Annotated in this window: 14 protein-coding genes; 8 read left to right on the top strand and 6 right to left on the bottom strand. The window is 49.8% G+C overall.

The genetic code is table 11. From position 1 onward, the window contains the following. Positions 1–9 precede the first annotated feature (9 nt). The 4 genes from FSU_RS05620 to FSU_RS05605 all read left to right on the top strand — a co-directional run bounded on the left by FSU_RS05620 (position 10) and on the right by FSU_RS05605 (position 4,347). Positions 10–792: an MlaE family ABC transporter permease gene (locus FSU_RS05620; RefSeq protein ID WP_014545512.1), complete on the top strand. Its 783-nt coding sequence runs from the start codon at positions 10–12 to the stop codon at positions 790–792. 8 nt (positions 793–800) lie between these two features. Next, on the top strand, positions 801–1,595 hold the full coding sequence (locus tag FSU_RS05615; protein WP_014545511.1) for an ABC transporter ATP-binding protein: 795 nt from the start codon (positions 801–803) through the stop codon (positions 1,593–1,595). Between the two features lie 58 nt (positions 1,596–1,653). Then, on the top strand, positions 1,654–2,880 hold the full coding sequence (locus tag FSU_RS05610; RefSeq protein ID WP_155808711.1) for a hypothetical protein: 1,227 nt from the start codon (positions 1,654–1,656) through the stop codon (positions 2,878–2,880). A 162-nt stretch (positions 2,881–3,042) separates the two neighbouring features. Further along, positions 3,043–4,347, top strand: coding sequence for a hypothetical protein (locus FSU_RS05605; protein WP_015731806.1), 1,305 nt, complete (start codon positions 3,043–3,045; stop codon positions 4,345–4,347). Between the two features lie 258 nt (positions 4,348–4,605). On the opposite strand, the gene FSU_RS05600 is transcribed toward FSU_RS05605, so the two are convergent. Continuing rightward, entirely contained in the window at positions 4,606–6,042 is a 1,437-nt protein-coding gene (locus FSU_RS05600) for an alanine/glycine:cation symporter family protein (RefSeq protein ID WP_014545507.1), read from the bottom strand. A 43-nt stretch (positions 6,043–6,085) separates the two neighbouring features. Next, positions 6,086–7,303, bottom strand: coding sequence for an enoyl-ACP reductase FabV (gene fabV / locus FSU_RS05595; RefSeq protein ID WP_014545506.1), 1,218 nt, complete (start codon positions 7,301–7,303; stop codon positions 6,086–6,088). Between the two features lie 245 nt (positions 7,304–7,548). Between fabV and gltX the strand changes: the two genes are divergently transcribed. From gltX to queA, 4 genes are all read left to right on the top strand, one after another. After that, complete coding sequence (gene gltX, locus FSU_RS05590; protein WP_014545505.1) at positions 7,549–9,009, top strand: glutamate--tRNA ligase; 1,461 nt, start codon at positions 7,549–7,551, stop codon at positions 9,007–9,009. 117 nt (positions 9,010–9,126) lie between these two features. After that, entirely contained in the window at positions 9,127–10,374 is a 1,248-nt protein-coding gene (locus FSU_RS05585; RefSeq protein WP_014545504.1) for a BON domain-containing protein, read from the top strand. Between the two features lie 20 nt (positions 10,375–10,394). After that, positions 10,395–11,378: a helix-turn-helix transcriptional regulator gene (locus FSU_RS05580; protein ID WP_014545503.1), complete on the top strand. Its 984-nt coding sequence runs from the start codon at positions 10,395–10,397 to the stop codon at positions 11,376–11,378. A 2-nt stretch (positions 11,379–11,380) separates the two neighbouring features. Next, the gene (queA, locus tag FSU_RS05575; protein ID WP_014545502.1) at positions 11,381–12,427 is read left to right on the top strand and encodes a tRNA preQ1(34) S-adenosylmethionine ribosyltransferase-isomerase QueA; all 1,047 of its coding nucleotides are present in this window, start codon (positions 11,381–11,383) and stop codon (positions 12,425–12,427) included. Between the two features lie 4 nt (positions 12,428–12,431). On the opposite strand, the gene FSU_RS05570 is transcribed toward queA, so the two are convergent. From FSU_RS05570 to FSU_RS05555, 4 genes are all read right to left on the bottom strand, one after another. Continuing rightward, positions 12,432–12,953 carry a hypothetical protein gene (locus FSU_RS05570; protein WP_014545501.1) on the bottom strand — a complete coding sequence of 174 codons (522 nt, stop codon included), beginning with the start codon at positions 12,951–12,953 and terminating at the stop codon, positions 12,432–12,434. After that, complete coding sequence (gene hpt, locus FSU_RS05565) at positions 12,950–13,471, bottom strand: hypoxanthine phosphoribosyltransferase (protein ID WP_014545500.1); 522 nt, start codon at positions 13,469–13,471, stop codon at positions 12,950–12,952. Before hpt ends, FSU_RS05570 begins: the two co-directional genes overlap by 4 nt. Beyond that, positions 13,471–15,891 carry a DUF3536 domain-containing protein gene (locus FSU_RS05560; RefSeq protein WP_014545499.1) on the bottom strand — a complete coding sequence of 807 codons (2,421 nt, stop codon included), beginning with the start codon at positions 15,889–15,891 and terminating at the stop codon, positions 13,471–13,473. The genes hpt and FSU_RS05560 overlap by 1 nt, the downstream gene beginning before the upstream one ends. Before the next feature lie 65 nt (positions 15,892–15,956). Beyond that, positions 15,957–17,843 carry a glycosyl hydrolase gene (locus tag FSU_RS05555; protein WP_015731803.1) on the bottom strand — a complete coding sequence of 629 codons (1,887 nt, stop codon included), beginning with the start codon at positions 17,841–17,843 and terminating at the stop codon, positions 15,957–15,959. Positions 17,844–17,897: the final 54 nt, after the last annotated feature.

Below are 17,897 nucleotides of genomic sequence, written 5' to 3'. Positions count from 1 at the left end.
GGAAGTGCAATGACGTTGATTCTGAAACCGATAACTTGGATTGGGCAAAAGATTGTTGATGCAATCGCCGCCGTAGGCGAGTGCATTTGCATCCTGTTTATTACGCTCAAGCAGTTCCGGTACGTGCATAAGAATCCGTCGCTTATTGTGAAGGAGATGATTTCTGTAGGCGTCTCCTCGCTCCCGCTTCTGTTTGTGACATCCATCTTTACGGGCATGGTCGCAACCATCATGGCCGAGTTTGAATTCCACAATCTCGTGTCCGACAAGTTTGTGGGAACGGCCGCTTGCAAGATGGTGCTTATCGAGCTTGGACCGCTCCTTACGGCTATCGTGCTTTCGGGGCGAGTGGGGAGTGCCGTCGCTGCGGAGCTTGGTTCCATGAAAGAGAAAGAAGAGCTTTCCGCTTACGTGGTGCTCGGGCTTGACCCGTACCGCTACCTCGCGATGCCGCGCTTCTTTGCGTTCTTGACGATGATTCCGTGTCTGACCGCCATCTCCAATGCGCTTGCGTTGATTGGTGGCTGGATTGTCTGTGTGCTTGCTTTGGATATCACGACCTACACCTATTCGACCGGTATGCAGTACCTGTTCAGCAATATGGACTTGTGGGCGGGGATTATCAAGTCGATTGTGTTTGGGACGATCATCTTTGTGCTGGCTTATTACCACGGGACGCACTCCAAGCCGGGTGCGCATGGCGTGGGCCTTGCAACGATGAGTGTTGTTGTGGCGAGTTGCCTTATGATTTTGGTTTCTGACTTTATTCTTGATGCGTTCATGTTCTTCTAGAGGTTGTTATGCCGAATGTAAAAATCGATCCGAATGATATTGCGATTCGACTCAAGGGGCTCAAGAAGTCCTTTGGCCCTCAGACGGTTCTTGAAGACGTGAACCTCGACATCCGCCGTGGCGAGACGATGGTCATCATCGGTAAGTCTGGCGGTGGCAAGTCCGTGATTCTTAAGCACATGATTGGACTTTTGCAGCCGGATGGCGGTGAAGTGACTGTCGATGGCGTGACGATCAGTACGCCGCAGTTCTTCGATACGCGAACCATTCGCCGCAAGATGGGTATGTTGTTCCAAATGGGTGCCTTGTTTGACTCCATGGATACAGGCGAAAATATCGCCTTTGCCCTCCGTGAACATCATCCCGAACTCTCTGAAGCCGAGATCCAGAACGTGGTGACCGAAAAGCTCCAGATGATCAACCTCGTACCGTCTTTCCGTACAAAGATGCCATCCGAACTTTCGGGTGGTATGCGTAAGCGTGTGGCGCTTGCGAGAGCTATTGCTCTGAATCCGGAAATTCTTTTGTACGATGAACCGACAACGGGCTTGGACCCGATTACGAGTGACGTGATTAACGACCTTATTCTCGATATGCAGAGCAAGCTCGGGGTTACGTCTGTCGTGGTGACGCACGACATGGTCAGTGCATTCAAGGTGGCGGACCGAATTGCCATGCTCTTGAATGGTCGAATCATCGAGGTGGGGACCGTCGATGAAATCAAGAATACAAGCAACCCGTATGTGCATCAGTTCATTACGGGCCAGCGCAAAATTTCGGTGGATGGGGAATCGCAAGAATAAAAGAGTGGGGAAAATTATGGATAGGAAAAAGTTAATACCTTTATTTTTGACGTCAGTCATGACGGCTTTTTGGGCATGCGGCGAAGGCGATATCGTCGGTGTCGATGATAAGGATGAAACGGCTCTGAAGAAAATTCAGGAAAAAATTGATTCGACAAAGAAAGATTACGATAAGAACGTTGATGAATTTCTAGAACCGTTTATAAAGTATTGTAACAGCAAGGAAGGCCACAAGGCCGGCTGCGATGCTGACGACATTATGAAAATCAGCAGCAGCTCCAAGAAATCAGAAAACAAGAGTTCTTCTAGTAGCAAGACCTCGAATTCTTCTAGTTCGACTTCTGCAAATTCTAGCAGCTCCAAAGGCGGGACAACATCTTCTAGCTCCGTTAAGGGCTCGTCTAGCAGCTCTACGGCAAAGTCTGCATCGTCTAGCAGTGTGTCGTCTAGCTCCAGCAAGCCACTGCCGGTTTCTGGCAAGTGCATTTTGGATAGGCCCGAAAAGGTCTATATCGGTGACATAGTGACTTGGAGCTACCTCCCGGATGAAGGCTCGCAGCAAACGGGTAATTTCATATGGGAAGTCTCCAATGAAGTCGAAAAGGGACTTGTCGAAGGGAAACTTTCGGGCAATGGTACGCCTAGCATCAAGGTGAAGTATTCTACCGTTGGACAAAAGTTTGGGCCGGATCTCACATTCGCTGGAAAGGAAATTCGTTGTGACGATGATTTCCGCGTCTATCAGGTTGAGGTTGAAGAAAGCTCTTCTTCGGAAGAGGAATCATCGTCTTCTTCTGAACCAGAATCCTCTTCTTCTTCCAAGGCCGTGGTGAAGGGCTATTGCGCTGTCAGCAAGCGTGTGATACCTGCGGGTGAATCTGTGGAATGGTCTATTGTGGATGCCGATGGCAATGTCCTTGAAGGGACGCACAACTGGATGGCTTTGGGGGATGCTTCTGCAGAACTCATTGACGGCCAGAAAAAAGGAAGTGGCTCTACAACGATTACCGTCAAGTACACCCAACCGGGAGATATTACTGGTGACAGGGCTCCTATGGCAACTTGGGGAACGCAGACCGTTACCTGTGAATACAATGAATTGGATGAAAACGATATGGACCCGCTCCTCCGTGTAGAGGCCTTGCCGGAAAGCTCTTCGTCCGAAGAACCGCCTGAGGAAGATAGTTCTTCTTCCTCGGAAGAATCGGAAGAAAAATCTTCTAGTTCTAAGAAGGCTACCTCCTGTGAAGAAGATGATACTCTCCCGGAATGTCAGACGTATTAATCTCTAAAAGTTCTATAAAATACAGATTCTTGTATAATTAACTTTACAAACGCTCCGGGCCTCGTGTTCGGGGCGCTTTTTTGTGAATTTCCTCAATAAAAAACGCTTACAGTGTTTGCATATTGCGGTGATTTAATTTATTTTTCGCCTAAGAGGTTTTTTATGAATAAAAAGATTTATGCTGGTATGTTCGCTTTAGGCATTGCCGCAAGTTTTTGGGCTTGTGGAAGTGGTGAAATTTCCAAGCCTACCGATGCCGATGCTAACATGGAAACAATTGATGATGCTGTTGTCGGTATTTTGGCACTTCAACCGGGTTTGTGTCCTGAATGTGGAGTTGCTGTTGCAACGTCCTCTTCCTCTTCTTCTAGAAGGCCAACTGCTAGATCCTCTAGCTCTGCTCCGTCAACGAATGTATCTTCTAGTAGCAAGATTGTTATCAATACGTCGTCTTCTGCAGAACCGGGCATTGCATCCTCGTCGTCTCAGTCCGGTCCGGTTTTCCTTTATTCTTCGTCTAGCAGCGCTCCGGTTGTACAGCCGGGTGGTGATGTTGGTACCTGCGCTCCGGAAAAGGATACCTATGAAAGTGGCGAATCCGTAATTTGGAAGTTTGAACGTGGCAGTGCTATTACGGGCCAGGATTACCTGAAGTCTAAGTCCGTATGGACGACCGCCGATGGTACTCCGGCTGCTTCAGCTGTTTTGGAAGGTGTTAAAGGCCGTACCCATACGGTGACGTACGCTACCTCTGGTAAGCACAATGCTTCTGTCCAGATTACCACGGCTGCTGGTGCTGTCCATAACGTGACTTGCACACCGGTTCAGGTGAACGGCGCTCCGATTACAGGCTGTAAGTGCGCTGCTGCAGAAAAGAATCCGGATATTAGCGTTGGTGGTGCTTGGACTATTGAGGGCTGCTCTTCTACGGGTGCTAATATTGTCGGTTACGAATGGGCTGGTGCTCTTGCCGATCCGACGAATCCTGCGAAGGCTTCTCAGGCATTTACCGCAAAGAACCAGGCTGCAGCTCCGATCGTTAGCGTTTCCAATGACGACAACACCGTTATTCAGGTCCCGTGCGATACGGTTGTTTCTGTGGATGCAAACGATCCGGATTACCCCTTGACGTTTGAAGGCTCCAGCATTCCGTCTGCTGCGGATGTCTCTATTGATATTCCGCTGAACAAGGAAGCATGCATTCAGGTTTCCTTCAAGTGGGAAGGTGGCTGGACTCCGAATAACATCTCCTTGCTTTGCGATGTTACCGCAGCTCAGAACCAGCCTGGGTTGACGTTGGATATCACTTATGGTACATCTTCTAAGTCTTATCCGGGCGATTACAACATCAGCAATAGCGGTATTGCTTTGGGTGCTGTGAAGGCTGGCCAGAATACGATGGATAACGTTTGCGTGACAGCAACGGGTAAAGAAGGTGGCAAGGCCAAGTGCTTCTTTGGTAACTAGTCTAGACCTTAGAATCATCTAGTACAAGAACTTAAAAAGACCTCCCATCTGGGAGGTCTTTTTGTATGCTGAGTCAACGTCATCCTTGAAGTTGTCATCCTGGAGCGTAGCGACAGGAACCATAATTCTCGTCTTGTTTATAAAAAGAAAGCCCGCTTTCGCGGGCTCTAATAACGAATAATCAATAACTTAAAACTAACTACTAATTACTAAGATCTAAGATCTAAGATCTAAGTTCTAAGTTCTAAGTTCTAAGTTCTATTCTTTCTCGTTCTTGAACTTGGCGAGGAACGTCTTTGTTTCGTTTGCCACGATTCCAGAGAGAAGGATTAGTGCAATGAGGTTCGGGAATGCCATCAGGCCGTTGAAAATATCTGCGCTTGTCCAGACCGCGCTTACCGTGAGGTACGGTCCAACGAAAATCGCGAAGATGTAGAGCCAACGGTAGGTGAGTATTGCCTTCTTGTCCCTGCGACCAATCAAGTACTGCAAGCACTTTTCAGAGTAGTAGGCCCAGCCGAGAATCGTTGTGAAAGCAAAGAACACGAGAGCCGTGGCAAGGAAGTACGGAGCAATCACTGCACCGCCCGGGATAATGGCAAGGCCGCGGGAGAATGTTTCCATCGTGATGTTCACGCCTTCGAGTCCGAGCTTCGGATCCCAAGCGCCCGAGACCACAATGGCAAGGCCCGTCATCGTGCAAATGATAATCGTATCGAAGAATGTGCCTGTCATGCAGACGAGGCCCTGACGTACAGGTTCCTTTGTCTTTGCGGCGGCAGCTGCAATAGGAGCGGAACCGAGACCTGCTTCGTTACTGAAAATGCCGCGGGCAATCCCTTTCTGCATGGCGATAAAGATGGAGCCGACAACGCCGCCAGTGACTGCAGACGGATTAAACGCTGCCTTCACAATCGTTTCGATGGCGGAAGAAATGTGCGAGAAGTTGAGGAGCAAAAGGAGAATGCAGGCAATGATGTAGATGATTGCCATGATGGGAACAATGTACATCGAGACTTTTGCAATGCGCTTGAGACCGCCGATGATGACGGTTGCTGCAAAGATTGTGACTAGGAGGCCTGCGATAGCGGTCGTGATGCTCACGGAGTTTCCGCCGATGTTGACAAATTCAGCGGCGTTCGGGGTGAGGCGAGCCATAGCGCTCGTGATGCCATTGACCTGCGTGATGGTGCCAATGCCGAGGAGACCTGCTGCCATGCCAAAGATGGCAAAAATCACGGCGAGCCATTTCATGTTCCAGCCAAAGCGTTCCTTGATACCCGTTTCAATGTAATAGAACGGACCACCGAGAACCTTGCCGTCCTTATCGACTGTGCGGTACTTGACGGCGAGCAAACCTTCGGCGTACTTTGTTGCCATGCCGAGGAATGCGGCCACTTCCATCCAGAAGAGGGCGCCTGGGCCGCCGGTGCCGATAGCGGTTGCTACACCGACGATGTTACCCGTACCGATTGTGGCGGCGAGAGCCGTGCAGAGTGCTCCAAAGCTGGAGACTTCGCCTGCGCCGTCTTTTTCGCTGTGCGCCATGAAGCGGAGCGCGTTGTGCAAGTTCATGACCTGCAGACAGCCGAGACGAATGGTGAGGAGGATGCCTACAAAGAGGATGATGACAATGAGGGGAACGCCCCAGACGTACCCATCGATAGCATCGAGAATGGAATTGAGTGTTTCCATAAGTTGTCCTTGATGTTAAGGGGTTTTGCCCCAAAAATAGAAACTATATGCTCGTTAGCGTTTGAACATCGGCTTCATAGTCCACGCCATCAATATCGAAACCGTTTGTCGCGAGGAAATCGTGGCGGTATCCTTCGAGGTCGCCCACTTCGGCGAGGTTCTCTTGCGTGACGGTTGCCATGCGCTTGTCCACTTCTGCCTGGACTTTCGGATCTAATTCATAGTCATCGATGCGGATGAGGTGATTCTCGTCCGTCGGGACTTTGGAACCCGTATAAAGTCTTTCGGTCATCAAACGCTCCATCTGTTCGATGCAACCTTCGTGATTTCCCATTTCCTTCATGACCTTGAAGAGTACGGAAATGTACATAGGGATGATGGGAATGACGGCGCTAGAGCGCGTGACAAGTCCTTTGTTCACAGAGACATAGGCTTCGCCGTGGAGGTCGTTTTGCAATTCCTTGTTGAGCTCGAGTGCGGTTGCTTCGAGATGCTTCTTGGCGCCACCGATTGTACCGTCGCGGTAGATGGCGTGCGAAAGTTTCGGGCCGATATATGAATAAGCGACGGTCTTCACGCCTTCGGCGAGAACGCCTGCCTCCTTGAGCTTGCGTACCCAAAGAGCCCAGTCTTCACCGCCCATGACTTTGACTGTATTGGCCGCTTCTTCGGCGGTGGCGGGTTCTGCGCTGATGGTGCTGATTTTACCGCTGAGGCAGTCAATCGTGGCGCCTGTAAATACTTTATCAATAGGCTTCAAGACGCTGCGGTAGATTGTTCCGTTGTCTGGATCGACGCGCACGGAGCTTGCGACACTGTAAACGAGAAGGTCTACTTTACGGCCCATCTTCTTGAGGGTGTCGATAACGTTTTGGCGCATTTCGTGCGAGAACGCGTCACCGTTGAACGTCACGGCATCTAGGCCCGCTTCTTTTGCGAATTTGTCGAAAGCCATGTTGTTGTACCAGCCCGGCGTGCCTGTCTTTTCGCGGGATTCCCCGATTCCGCCATCGGAACCTTCCTTTTCAAAAGAAACTCCAATCGTTGCCGCCTTGTAGCCAAATGCGGCAACAATGCGGCTTGCAAGTCCGTAACCGGTAGAGCAACCGAGAACGAGTACAGTCTTCGGTGCATCGGCAGGAATGCTGCGCGTAGTGAACTTCTTTTTGATAAATTCTATTTGGTGTTTGACATCGGCAGCGCAACCCTTTGGGTGGGCATTAATGCACATGTTGCTGCGGATGAGCGGTTTAATAATCATGATGACTCCTATTTTTGACGCCCGCAACTTAGCAATTAAAATGCCCTCGCCTTGGCCTGTACACAGAAAATACTTGGCGAAAAAGTATTTGTGTAATAATTCTGTGACTGTTTTGAAAGTTTCTATAAAATGTTGGACGGAAAGTATTCCAATATGTACCTTGATATCGCTATCCTGTTAAGTTTTATACAATGGATTTTGCTAATTTTTGTCATAAAATAAAATATGGATTTAAAGAGGAATCTATGACTGAAAAAAGTCCTGTCCGTGTACGCTTTGCTCCGAGCCCCACGGGTTATTTGCATGTCGGTGGCGCACGTACGGCAATCTACAACTACTTCTTTGCAAAACACATGGGTGGCACGTTCTACCTGCGCATTGAAGATACTGACCGTAAGCGCTATAACGAAACCGCTCTCCACGACTTGATGCGCGACCTCAAGTGGCTTGGCCTCCAGTGGGATGAAGGTCCGGGTTGCGAAGGCGACTGCGGTCCGTATTTCCAGAGCGAACGTCTGGACATCTACCATCGTGAAATCAAGAAGCTTTTGGATGCCGGTTGCGCTTACTATTGCTTCTGCACCGAAGAACGTCTGCAGGAAGTCCGCGCTGAACAAGAAAAGTCTCACGTGCCGGTCACTGGTTACGACCGCCACTGCCGCAACATCAGCCGCGAAGAAGCCGAAGCTCGCATTGCCGCTGGCGAAAAGGCTGTTATCCGTTTCAAGGTTCCGGAAACGGGCGTCACGGAATTCGATGACATGATCCGCGGCCACATCAGCTACCAGAACGAACTTCTGGACGACCTCGTGCTCATCAAGCGCGACGGCTATCCGACTTATCACTTCGCAAGTGTTGTCGATGACCACTACATGGGTACGACGCATGTGCTCCGCGGTGACGAATGGATCAGCTCCACGCCGAAGCACGAACTCTTGTACAAGGCCTTTGGCTGGCAGCCGCCTGTCTGGTGCCATCTGCCGGTGATTCTCGACAAGAACGGCGGTAAGCTTTCCAAGCGCAAGGGTGCTGCTTCTGTCGGTGACTTCCGCGACCTCGGCTACTTGCCGGAAACGCTTGTGAACTACCTCGCACTCCTCGGATGGAATCCGGGTGACGACCGCGAAGTGATGAGCGTCAAGGAAATGATCGACTGCTTCTCGCTTGAACGCATCAACCCGAAGTCCGCAAGCTTTGACGAAAAGAAGCTCCAGTGGATGAACGGCCAGCACATCCACATGTGCGATGATGCTTTCCTCAAGGACATCATGGTTGATGGCCTCAAGGCTATGGGCGTTGATACGAGTGCCGAACCGAACGAACGCTTGCTCGAAATTGTGAAGCAGCTCAAGCCGCGTGCGCATTTTGTGCAGGATCTCGCAACGATGGCAAAGTACTTCTTTGTCGCTCCGACGGAATACGACGAAAAGGGCGCCAAGAAACATTTCGGCGAAGGCTCCAAGGAAATCGCAACGCTCGTGCGCGACATGCTCGCTTCTATCGAAGACTTCAAGACTCCGGTGATCGAGAAGGGCTTCTACGACCTGGCCGAACGTTGCGGTCACAAGGTCGGTGAACTGGTGGGCGCTCCGCGCCTTGCCGTGTCCGGCGTGACTGCTGGCCCTGGCCTCTGGGAAATGTTCGAAATTATCGGTAAGGAAGAAGTGCTCCGCCGCATGGACGTGGCGCTCCCGCTGATGAAATAAAAAGAGAACTTAGAACTTAGATCTTAGAACTTAGAGTAACGTCATTGTGAGCGAAGCGTGGCAATCTCTCTAAGTTCTGCCAACTAAGTTCTGCCAACTGCGGCGGAGCCGCTAAAAATGCGTCAATATTTTCCATATCGTTTGTACTCGCAGCTGCTGTACTGCCGGCATTGCCAGCAGGCGGTTCGTCATGACGTCTGCGCCATGGAAGAGTATTCGACGTATGGTGGTGTTGAACGTGGTATTCCGCTGCTTTGCGTTTGTACGCACTGCGGAACATACCATGTGGCGTTTTCTCAGGAATTTGCTTTTTGCCACAAGGACGATAGCCATTCTGAATATGCGAAAGTCTACGGGTATAGTCGAATTTTCCCGGGTGACTGGCTTTACTTTGATGGTGCGAGTCGTCCTTGCGTCGTGAAAAGCTTTTTCCAATCCAACGATAAAGAAGTCGTTGTCTATAAGAACGGACCTGCCGACGAGAAACATGAAGGTCCCCGGATCACAATCGATCATGAAGTGTCTCCTGAAGGCTATCGGCTTTTGCCGGCCCAATGTGTGCATACTTTGCTTGGGGACCATGTTTATCATGTGATTCGTAAGCAGTTCGGAATTGCAATCGGTGTTGTCAAGGATGAATCTAAGGATAAACTAGTTGTAAAAATGGACGATGGCTTGATTGTCTTTATGAGCTATCCGCGCTATGCCGAAAATCCGCCGAATGGCGAAGTTGTTTCTGTTGTGCGTAAGCACTTGGAAATGCTTTCAAATGGGCTTAGCGAAGATATCACCGTTGAAGCGGGGCAGGGCATTGTCTATCTGCGTGGCTTTGTGAATAGCCTAGCGACGAAACGGATGATTCAGACAAAAGTTGGAGAAATCGCTGGAATTCGCGGGTGCGTGAACATGGTGCGTGTCCGCAAGAATTCTAAAGTTTCCGATGGAGACTTGGAAAGACAGATTTGGGATGTTTTGGATGATGATGCTCATCCGATTTTCAAGTATAGCGTCAAGGTCAAATCTGGCGCAGCAAAGGTGACTTTCTATTACGAAGATGAAGTTTATCCAGATGAGCTAAAGTCTCGTATTGAAAGTATTCCTGGCATAATCTCTTTGAATATGCACGGAACGGCGATTCTTAAAAAGAATCTCGGGAAGAAGGACCTTTGCCGGAAAATTATGGATAAGCTTTCAACATACCGCTTCTTGAAAAATTCGTTTGTTCATGTTACGTACGTGGGCAAGCGATTCTTGGTCGAGGGGCGAGTGGGCAATATTGCCCAGAGAGAGTTTGCGCTGTTGGCTGTTGCAGGTTTTGCACGGTCAGTAGCGGTGGGTAACCGTCTAAGGATTTTAAAAACTTAGGAAAAAAGAGGAGTGGATAAATGGCTACAGGATATGAAAAGATAAACAAGATTAAGTGTAAGCTTCGTGTGCCGATGACAGTATCGATGCTTGCCCAGGCAATGGATTGCGGCCCTAGAACGATTTTCCGTCATTTGAATGCGCTAGAACAGGAAAATTGCGGCCTCCATAAGTTCAAAAAAGATGGTGAAACTTTTTACGTTATCCAGACCGAACAAAAGGTGGACTTTAACCAGAAAATCGTCAAACAGCTCGAAAAGCTCAAAAAGACGATGAATGATACGACGCCCTTGGACTTGAAAAACCGCAAGCTCATTGATAGCGTTATATCTTCCATGCAGACTACGGATCCGGATGGATTCAAGGCCGAAGCGATTACAGTTGACCCGAACTACATTATGGATTATGGTCCGTTCTGTGATCACAAAGCTCAAGATACAATGGTCTCAAAACTTTTGTCTGCAATTCGCGATGGCTTCAAGATTCGAATGGTGTACAGAAGCACAAATGAAGAAACGGATAAGAAGACGATTGAAGTGAGCCCGGTTAAGCTTGTGATGCGTATAGATACGCTTTACCTGATTGCCGCTGACGAAACGTATCCTGAAACGCATATCTTTAAGAATTATCTTGTCGAAAATATCTTGAGCATTGCGCAGACGAATAATAGCGCAATCACGCTGCGTGAACCTTTCTGTGTGTATGAACATTACAAGTACGCTTTTGGAAAGTATGTTTCCAAGGAAGATCCGCAGACGATTGAGCTTCTCATCAAAACTGGCTGGCTCAAGACTCAGTTTATCAAGTCCCGTTTTTCTCCGTGTGCCGATATCACCGAGGATAAGGACAAAAACATGATTGTGACATTGAAGCTCCGCATGACTCCTGACTTTAAGACTTGGTTGTTCGGCGTGTTGCCGGATGTGAAAATTCTGAAGCCAGAATCTCTGCGCACGGAAATGATTGAAAAATTGAAAAATACTTTGAAGGATATGAAGGCGTAGTAATGGATTACCATCTTTCTGATTACAACTTTGAATTCCCGAAAGAATTGATTGCCTCCCGCACGGCGGGCAAGGGCAAAACGCATATTTTATACTGCCCGAAGAATGGCGGCGAACGCCGCATCATGAAGGCGCCCGAAATTGTAGACTTGTTCCGTCCGGGCGATTGCCTCGTGGTGAACAATACGAAGGTGATTCCTGCTCGTCTGTATGGCGAAACGCAATTTGGTGGCCAGGTTGAAGTCCTCTTGGTGCAGGCGCTCAATCCGTCCGAAGCGGGCGAGGCGCGCTTTGAAGCCAAGGTGCATCCGGGCAAGGCTTTCCAGGTCGGGCGTGAACTCAAGCTTGCAGGTGTGCGCACGTTCGTGGAAGAAGTTCATGAAGAAGACGGAAACCGCGTTCTTCGTTTCGAAAAGACTCCTGCTGAAATGGAAGAAGTCATGAACAAGGAAGGACACGTTCCGCTGCCGCCTTACATTGACCGCCCCGATGACGAAGACGACAAAAAGGCGTACCAGACAATTTTTGCAAAGTACGCTGGCGCTGTGGCCGCACCGACCGCAAGCCTCCACTTTAGCGAACAAATGCTCGAAGACTTGAAGGCGAAGGGCGTTTATGTCGCTGAAGTCACGCTCCATGTGGGGCCAGGAACGTTCCAGAACATTTCCGTCGAAGATTTCACGCAGCATAAAATGCATGGCGAACATTACGAGCTCACCAAGGAAAATGCCGATATCATCAACAAGGCGAAACGCGAAGGCGGCCGCATTGTGACTGTCGGAACGACAAGTACGCGCGTGATTGAAACAGTCGCTGATGCCAACGGATTCTTGAAACCGCAAAAGGGCGTGACCTATGCGTTCTTCTATCCGGGATACAAGTACAAGATCGTGGACGGTCTCTTAACCAATTTCCATTGGCCAAAGAGCTCTCTTATCTTGCTCGTGTCGGCATTCTATGGTCGCGAAAATACGCTTGACGCATACAAAATGGCCGTAGAGAACAAACTTAAATTGTTCAGCTACGGCGACGGAATGCTGATATTGTAAGGTGTTATTTTGCGGGCGTTTCGGATTCCATTTCGAGCGCTTGCGGAATCTTTTCGTCCTTGCACAGGATCTCTTCGCGAATCTTGAATGTGAAGTCCTCCAGGTTGTTTTCAAACATCTTCTGGAAGGGCTTCTTTTTTTGTACGCGTTCCAAGGCGCAAGAGCAGTAGTTGATGCGCTGGATTAGCTTCACGTCGTCTGTCGGCGTATCGTGAGAGAAAACGCATTCGTGCATGATGGCGTATTCCATGGAACGGTCATAGCGAAATTTGCACTTATTCGGAAGGTCCGGCTGTGCTGCAATTTTTTCGATGATTTTTTCGGTCGGAATCTTGCTGCTAAACCAGTTGTTGGCCTGATAGCCTAAGAAAAAGAAAAGTAAACAGACGATGATGCGAATGGCATTTCGCTTGCGGTATGCCATTCTGTGGAAACTGCGCTCAATGGCTGCAAATGTCATTGTTGCATGTTTCTTGACTTCGTTTAAATCATCATTATCGTTGTTGTTTGTGTTGTTGTTAATCATGCTTCTTCAAGAGCCCATACTTCTGGATAGGTGCGGTACGTATTTGCATAGTCGAGACCGTAACCTACCACAAATTTATCTTCAATTTCAAAACCAACGAAGTCGGCATGGTAATTCACCGTTCGTCTTGATTCCTTGTTCAGCAGTACGCAAGTCGTGATGGAGGCGGGGGAGTAATCCGCGATGGCTTTCACGAGGGAATACATCGTGTTGCCAGTGTCTAGAATGTCATCAATCAACAGAACGCGCTTGCCCTTGATGTCAAGACCTTCGAGGCCCGAAATATGGACAGTTGCGTTCGGCTGGTCGGATTCGCCGTAGCTTGACGCCTTGATAAATGCAATGCGCAATTTCGGAGTCGCGATACGGCGGGACAAGTCGGCGGTAAACATGTAGCTGCCAGTGAGTGCAGATAAAATTACGTCAAAATCAAACGCCTTCAGTTCAGAGGCGAGTGTGTCCAGACGCGCATTTATCTCTTGCGCTGTAATGAGTGGAGCGCTTGGCAGCTTGTACATTAAACCACCTCAAAGTTCAACCATTGGAACATCGGCTTGAGGGCCGCAAACTTTCCGTCAGGTTCTGCCTTGTATTGCTTGTAGATGCCAAAGACGTGGTTTTCGAGAGAAGTCTTGTTGATGAAAATCTTCAGCCAATCGGCGACTGTGATGAGGTCGGTGATGTAGTTGAGCGTTTCTTCGTTGAACTTCTTTGCTACTTCGTCGATGAGGAGCGTAAGCTTATGGAAGAACATGTGACCAAGCCCGCCAAAGCTAAAGTGCGTGTTGAGCGCGGTCGCTTCGGTGATGAGCTCGTGAATTTCTTCAATGTTCGCCTTGTTGTGCTCGTTTAGCAACTGCAAAGCGGCATGGTGAATGCGTGCGTTGATTTCCACCGTGAGAATCTTCCTCATGGTGTCCGGCAAGGTGTGGTCCGGGTCGGCAAGGCTGTCGATGGAAATGCCGTGGTTCAGCGCAAAGCCGGAGAACGACTTCGTGATGTTCTCAAGGTGCATCTGCGTCGAAAGCTGGTTGATGCGTTTCAAAGAATCGCTCGCGAGATTGCTCATGCGGACAACGTATGCTGTCGGGTAGAGCTCGTGGAGCTGTTCCGTCGTCATGTTCGTATTTTCAACAAACGTGAGACCGCTTTCCTTTTCTTCGCCCATGGCAACGACGATGTTTACGCGGCTGAGCTGGTCCGTGACGACCAAGTTCGTGGTCACGCAAGATTCTCCGAGATCGTTGTCTTCATAAGACGTGCGCACAAGCGTTTGGCGACGGCGGGACGCTATCTTTGTGGCGGTGATGCGGGAATCCTTGTTGAGGTAGTCTTCTTCAAGTTCGAGGTGGTAAATTGCGGCACGTTCTGCCATCTGCTTGATGACGGACGGGACGTTTTCTTCGGCGTACTTCGTGAAGACTTCGGCGCCGTTCCACTTGTGTTCGTTACTCGTGGCGCGAGCGAGAATGTACAGAATTTCGCTCTTGAGATTGTCGCCCATCGGGAGGAACGGCTTTAAAAGCTGCATCGCGCGGAGTGCGTAACGCATGTTCTGCACCGGTTCCAGACCTTCGATATCGTTGAAGAACCAGCCGCAACTGGTGAAGCTGAACAGGCAGAACTTCTGGATTTCGAGAAGTCGGATGGCCTTGGCGCGATCTTCTTGCTTTTCGTAGTCCTTGAGCGTATCCTTGAGGTACTGTTCCTTGCGGGATTCGTCTTCGGGCGCGACAATCACCTGGATGTAGTTGTTGCGAGCTTCCCACGGATCAATCTTTGAAATCTTTTCGAATTCGCGAACGAAAATGTTGTCGGCGACTTCCTTGAGATGGTTGAAGGCATCGCGGAGCGGGCCTCTCCATTTCTGGTTCCAGTCGGCGCCACCGCCGGTGGAGCAACCGCAGTCTCTGTACCAGCGGCCTACGCCGTGAGCGCAGCTCCAGGCACAGCCTTCACCGTAGAAGTTCTTGAGTTCGACTTCGTGCTTGGGCGGGAACTTTTCGAGGAACCAGCCGTAGTTCACCGGAACCATGTTGTTCTGCGGGGCGAACTTGTTGTAGAGCCATGCGGCGCACATGTCGCCAAACGGTTCATGGTGGCCGTAGGATTCGCCGTCAGTACCGATGCTTACGAGCTGCGGATCGTTGCGGTTTGCGTCCCAGGCGCTTTCAATGCGGTGGCCGAAAGTGCCTGCATCGCGGAGCAAATGTTCAAATCCGACGGCGCTCGAAAGCCACGGGTTGTAGAAGAACACGTCGAGGTAACCGTCACAGACGAGGTTGCCTTCCTTGTCGCGCGGGTAAATGCGGTATGGTCGCGTGGTATCGATATTCGTGTTGCTGCAATCGGTCCACTTCTTGTCGCCAAACTTGCGGAACTTGTCTGCCTGCGTGGGCGAGAGAATCGTGTACTTGATGCCAGCCTTGATGAGCTCAACAACGGTTTCAAAGTTGATGGCGGTTTCGGCAAGCCACATGGCTTCGGGCATGCGACCGAAATGGAACTTAAAATCTTCAATGCCCCAGCGGATTTGCGTACGCTTGTCTTGCGTGCTTGCGAGCGGCATGATGATGTGGTTGTAAACTTGAGCAATCGCGTTGCCGTGACCGTTCATGCGTTCCTGGCTGCGCTTGTCGGCGTCCTGAATGCGCTTGTAGGTGTCGGGCGTATTGGTACGGATCCAGCCCATGAGAGTCGGGCTGATGTTGAAGCTCATGAAATCGTAGTTGTTTACGATGTTGACAATTTTGCCTTTAGAATTTAAAATACGGCTTGCGGAGTTCGGGCTATAGCACTCGCTTGCAATGCGTTCGTTCCAGTCGTGGAACGGACGTGCGCTCGGCTGGTTCTCAATAACACCAGTCCAAGGGTTTTCGCGAGGGGGCTGATAAAAATGTCCGTGAATGGTAAAGTAAAGGGGGTTCTTTTCGGTCATGGTTTAAAAATAGAAAAAAGGTTCAAAAGTGAACCTTTTTTTTAAAATACATGTTGCGACGCGCACTATTTTAAGCGTAAAACCTGCATGGTATTGTGATGTCCGACACTAGCCTTGACAATGTAGTTGCCGGCGGCGAGCGATTGGAGGTTTAAGCTATGTGTTCCGGCCGAAATGTTGCCTTGCAAGAGTGTTGCAACGCGGTGTCCTGTCAGGTCAAAAACGGTAACTGTGGCGCGTCCGTTTTGGTTCGTAGAAAGCGAAAGTTTTTTGCCGTTGATGACAATATTTACGTTGTTTGTTGCAATGCGCTTTGCTATAGGATTGCTGACGGTGACTTTGTCCCAACCAGGCATGTCTTCAAGTGCGATGATGCGCTTGTCGTCAAGATTCTTCTTCCACATTTCCGTGGTCGTCTTTTCCAAGAAGTTTCCGCTCCAGGTCTGGCTCCATGTCATCCAATAGCTCCAATTGGCCTTGTCTTCGGCAATGCTATCGATGTCTGGGATGGCGCCGTTTTCGCTCAAGGCAATCATCTTGTTCGTACCGACATCGCTCACGATTTTGTTGTAGTAGTTTGCACCGGAATTGTGGTCGTTGAGCGGGTCGTAAATATCAACCGCGACGATGTCCACGTATTCATCGCCGGGGTACCAGCTTGCATTGAGGGCGGAGTAATCGTAACCAAATTGCGGGTCCGTATTGATGTTCCATACCCAAATCAAGTTGTTGAGACCGTTTGTTTTTACCATGCGGTCAAAGACGAGACGATAAAGTTGTTTGTAACAGTCTCCACTGCCCACACCCCACCAGAACCAGCCACCGCTGGCTTCGTGAAGCGGGCGCCAGATGACGGCAATGTCTTTTTCCTGCAATTGCTTGAACAGTGCAGATACTTTATCGATGTCGTTTACGATGTCCTTGTATTCTTGAGAGGCTTCGTTGATTTCTTTGCAGGTGGAATCCTTGAAAGCCTTAGTGTAATTGAAGCACGTGTTGCTTTCGCTAGAACCCTTTGCTCCATTGGCGCATCCGCTGCTGCGGTAGCCGTTCATGGGATAGGTATCTTTGGTGTAGAACACCGTGTCTTCGCCGACTTTCCAATGCCATGTGAATGTCGGGATGCCGCCCAACTTCCAGAGTTCTTCTGCCATCAGGAGGTTGTTTTCGGAATAGCCCCTGAACCAGCCTTCGTCGGAATGTCCGCCGGCGGCAAAGAGCATGTCGAAACCGCCTATGGCGGGGTAGTGCCCAGAGCGCTTGTAGAATTCGGCAATATCCGTCTGACCTTTCCACGAGACTTCGGCGTCGGTGTACTTGCAGGAATCGGCGGGCGTGCAGCCTCCTGGCGGAATGAGTCGCATGTTGCCGTAATCGTAGTTGAAATTCTGGTCGCTAATCATCATGCCGCTAAGCGTTGCTTTCGTAAAGTTTTCGCGCAAGAACGAGAATACCTTGCGTGCAGATTCCGAAGCGTTGGGCGTGACAGGTGCGGTACCGATTTTGTATTCCGGATCGGGGTGGCGTTCAACGGTGATGTAGTCCACGCCGATGGCTTGGTTTCCGACCGTAATCTTATTTTCACCAACCTTCATCTTTGCCGATGCGGATACGACATAGCTAGAATCGCAATTGCGCGGAGTCGTGAGCATGGAGCCGACATCGACACCGTTGACCGTGATTTTAGAGGTTATCCAGTCGTATTGCTTGATGAGAACTTTTGTGGTAATATCGTAAACGGCGGTCTCTTCGACTTTGACCGTAAACGTAATGCCGCTAGCGTCGGCGGGCTTAGCGTATTTGCCTCCGGAGAAGTCTGCGCCTTCGGCAACAGTTGCGCCGCTCAAATCTTCGGCTTCGTAAGTTGTCGGTGCGGCATAAGCTGATGTAGCCGCGATTGCTGTGGCAAAAGCCATTGCGGAGCATGCGCCCGCGAATAATTTACATCCCATAATCATACACTCCATTTTTTTGCATTGTCATCCCTACGTCATCCTCGAAGCCTG

The organism is Fibrobacter succinogenes subsp. succinogenes S85, from assembly GCF_000146505.1.
Classification (GTDB): domain Bacteria; phylum Fibrobacterota; class Fibrobacteria; order Fibrobacterales; family Fibrobacteraceae; genus Fibrobacter; species Fibrobacter succinogenes.
The sequence above is the reverse complement of the archived record's forward strand: the minus strand, read 5'-3'. Positions and strand labels throughout refer to the sequence as shown.

What these genes read in the sequence shown, in the direction of transcription:
- FSU_RS05620 (WP_014545512.1), top strand. Translation starts at nt 10, where the DNA reads ATGACGTTGATTCTGAAACCGATAACTTGGATTGGGCAAAAGATTGTT.
- FSU_RS05615 (WP_014545511.1), top strand. Translation starts at nt 801, where the DNA reads ATGCCGAATGTAAAAATCGATCCGAATGATATTGCGATTCGACTCAAG.
- FSU_RS05610 (WP_155808711.1), top strand. Translation starts at nt 1,654, where the DNA reads ATGACGGCTTTTTGGGCATGCGGCGAAGGCGATATCGTCGGTGTCGAT.
- FSU_RS05605 (WP_015731806.1), top strand. Translation starts at nt 3,043, where the DNA reads ATGAATAAAAAGATTTATGCTGGTATGTTCGCTTTAGGCATTGCCGCA.
- FSU_RS05600 (WP_014545507.1), bottom strand. Translation starts at nt 6,042, where the DNA reads ATGGAAACACTCAATTCCATTCTCGATGCTATCGATGGGTACGTCTGG.
- fabV (WP_014545506.1), bottom strand. Translation starts at nt 7,303, where the DNA reads ATGATTATTAAACCGCTCATCCGCAGCAACATGTGCATTAATGCCCAC.
- gltX (WP_014545505.1), top strand. Translation starts at nt 7,549, where the DNA reads ATGACTGAAAAAAGTCCTGTCCGTGTACGCTTTGCTCCGAGCCCCACG.
- FSU_RS05585 (WP_014545504.1), top strand. Translation starts at nt 9,127, where the DNA reads ATGCGTCAATATTTTCCATATCGTTTGTACTCGCAGCTGCTGTACTGC.
- FSU_RS05580 (WP_014545503.1), top strand. Translation starts at nt 10,395, where the DNA reads ATGGCTACAGGATATGAAAAGATAAACAAGATTAAGTGTAAGCTTCGT.
- queA (WP_014545502.1), top strand. Translation starts at nt 11,381, where the DNA reads ATGGATTACCATCTTTCTGATTACAACTTTGAATTCCCGAAAGAATTG.
- FSU_RS05570 (WP_014545501.1), bottom strand. Translation starts at nt 12,953, where the DNA reads ATGATTAACAACAACACAAACAACAACGATAATGATGATTTAAACGAA.
- hpt (WP_014545500.1), bottom strand. Translation starts at nt 13,471, where the DNA reads ATGTACAAGCTGCCAAGCGCTCCACTCATTACAGCGCAAGAGATAAAT.
- FSU_RS05560 (WP_014545499.1), bottom strand. Translation starts at nt 15,891, where the DNA reads ATGACCGAAAAGAACCCCCTTTACTTTACCATTCACGGACATTTTTAT.
- FSU_RS05555 (WP_015731803.1), bottom strand. Translation starts at nt 17,843, where the DNA reads ATGGGATGTAAATTATTCGCGGGCGCATGCTCCGCAATGGCTTTTGCC.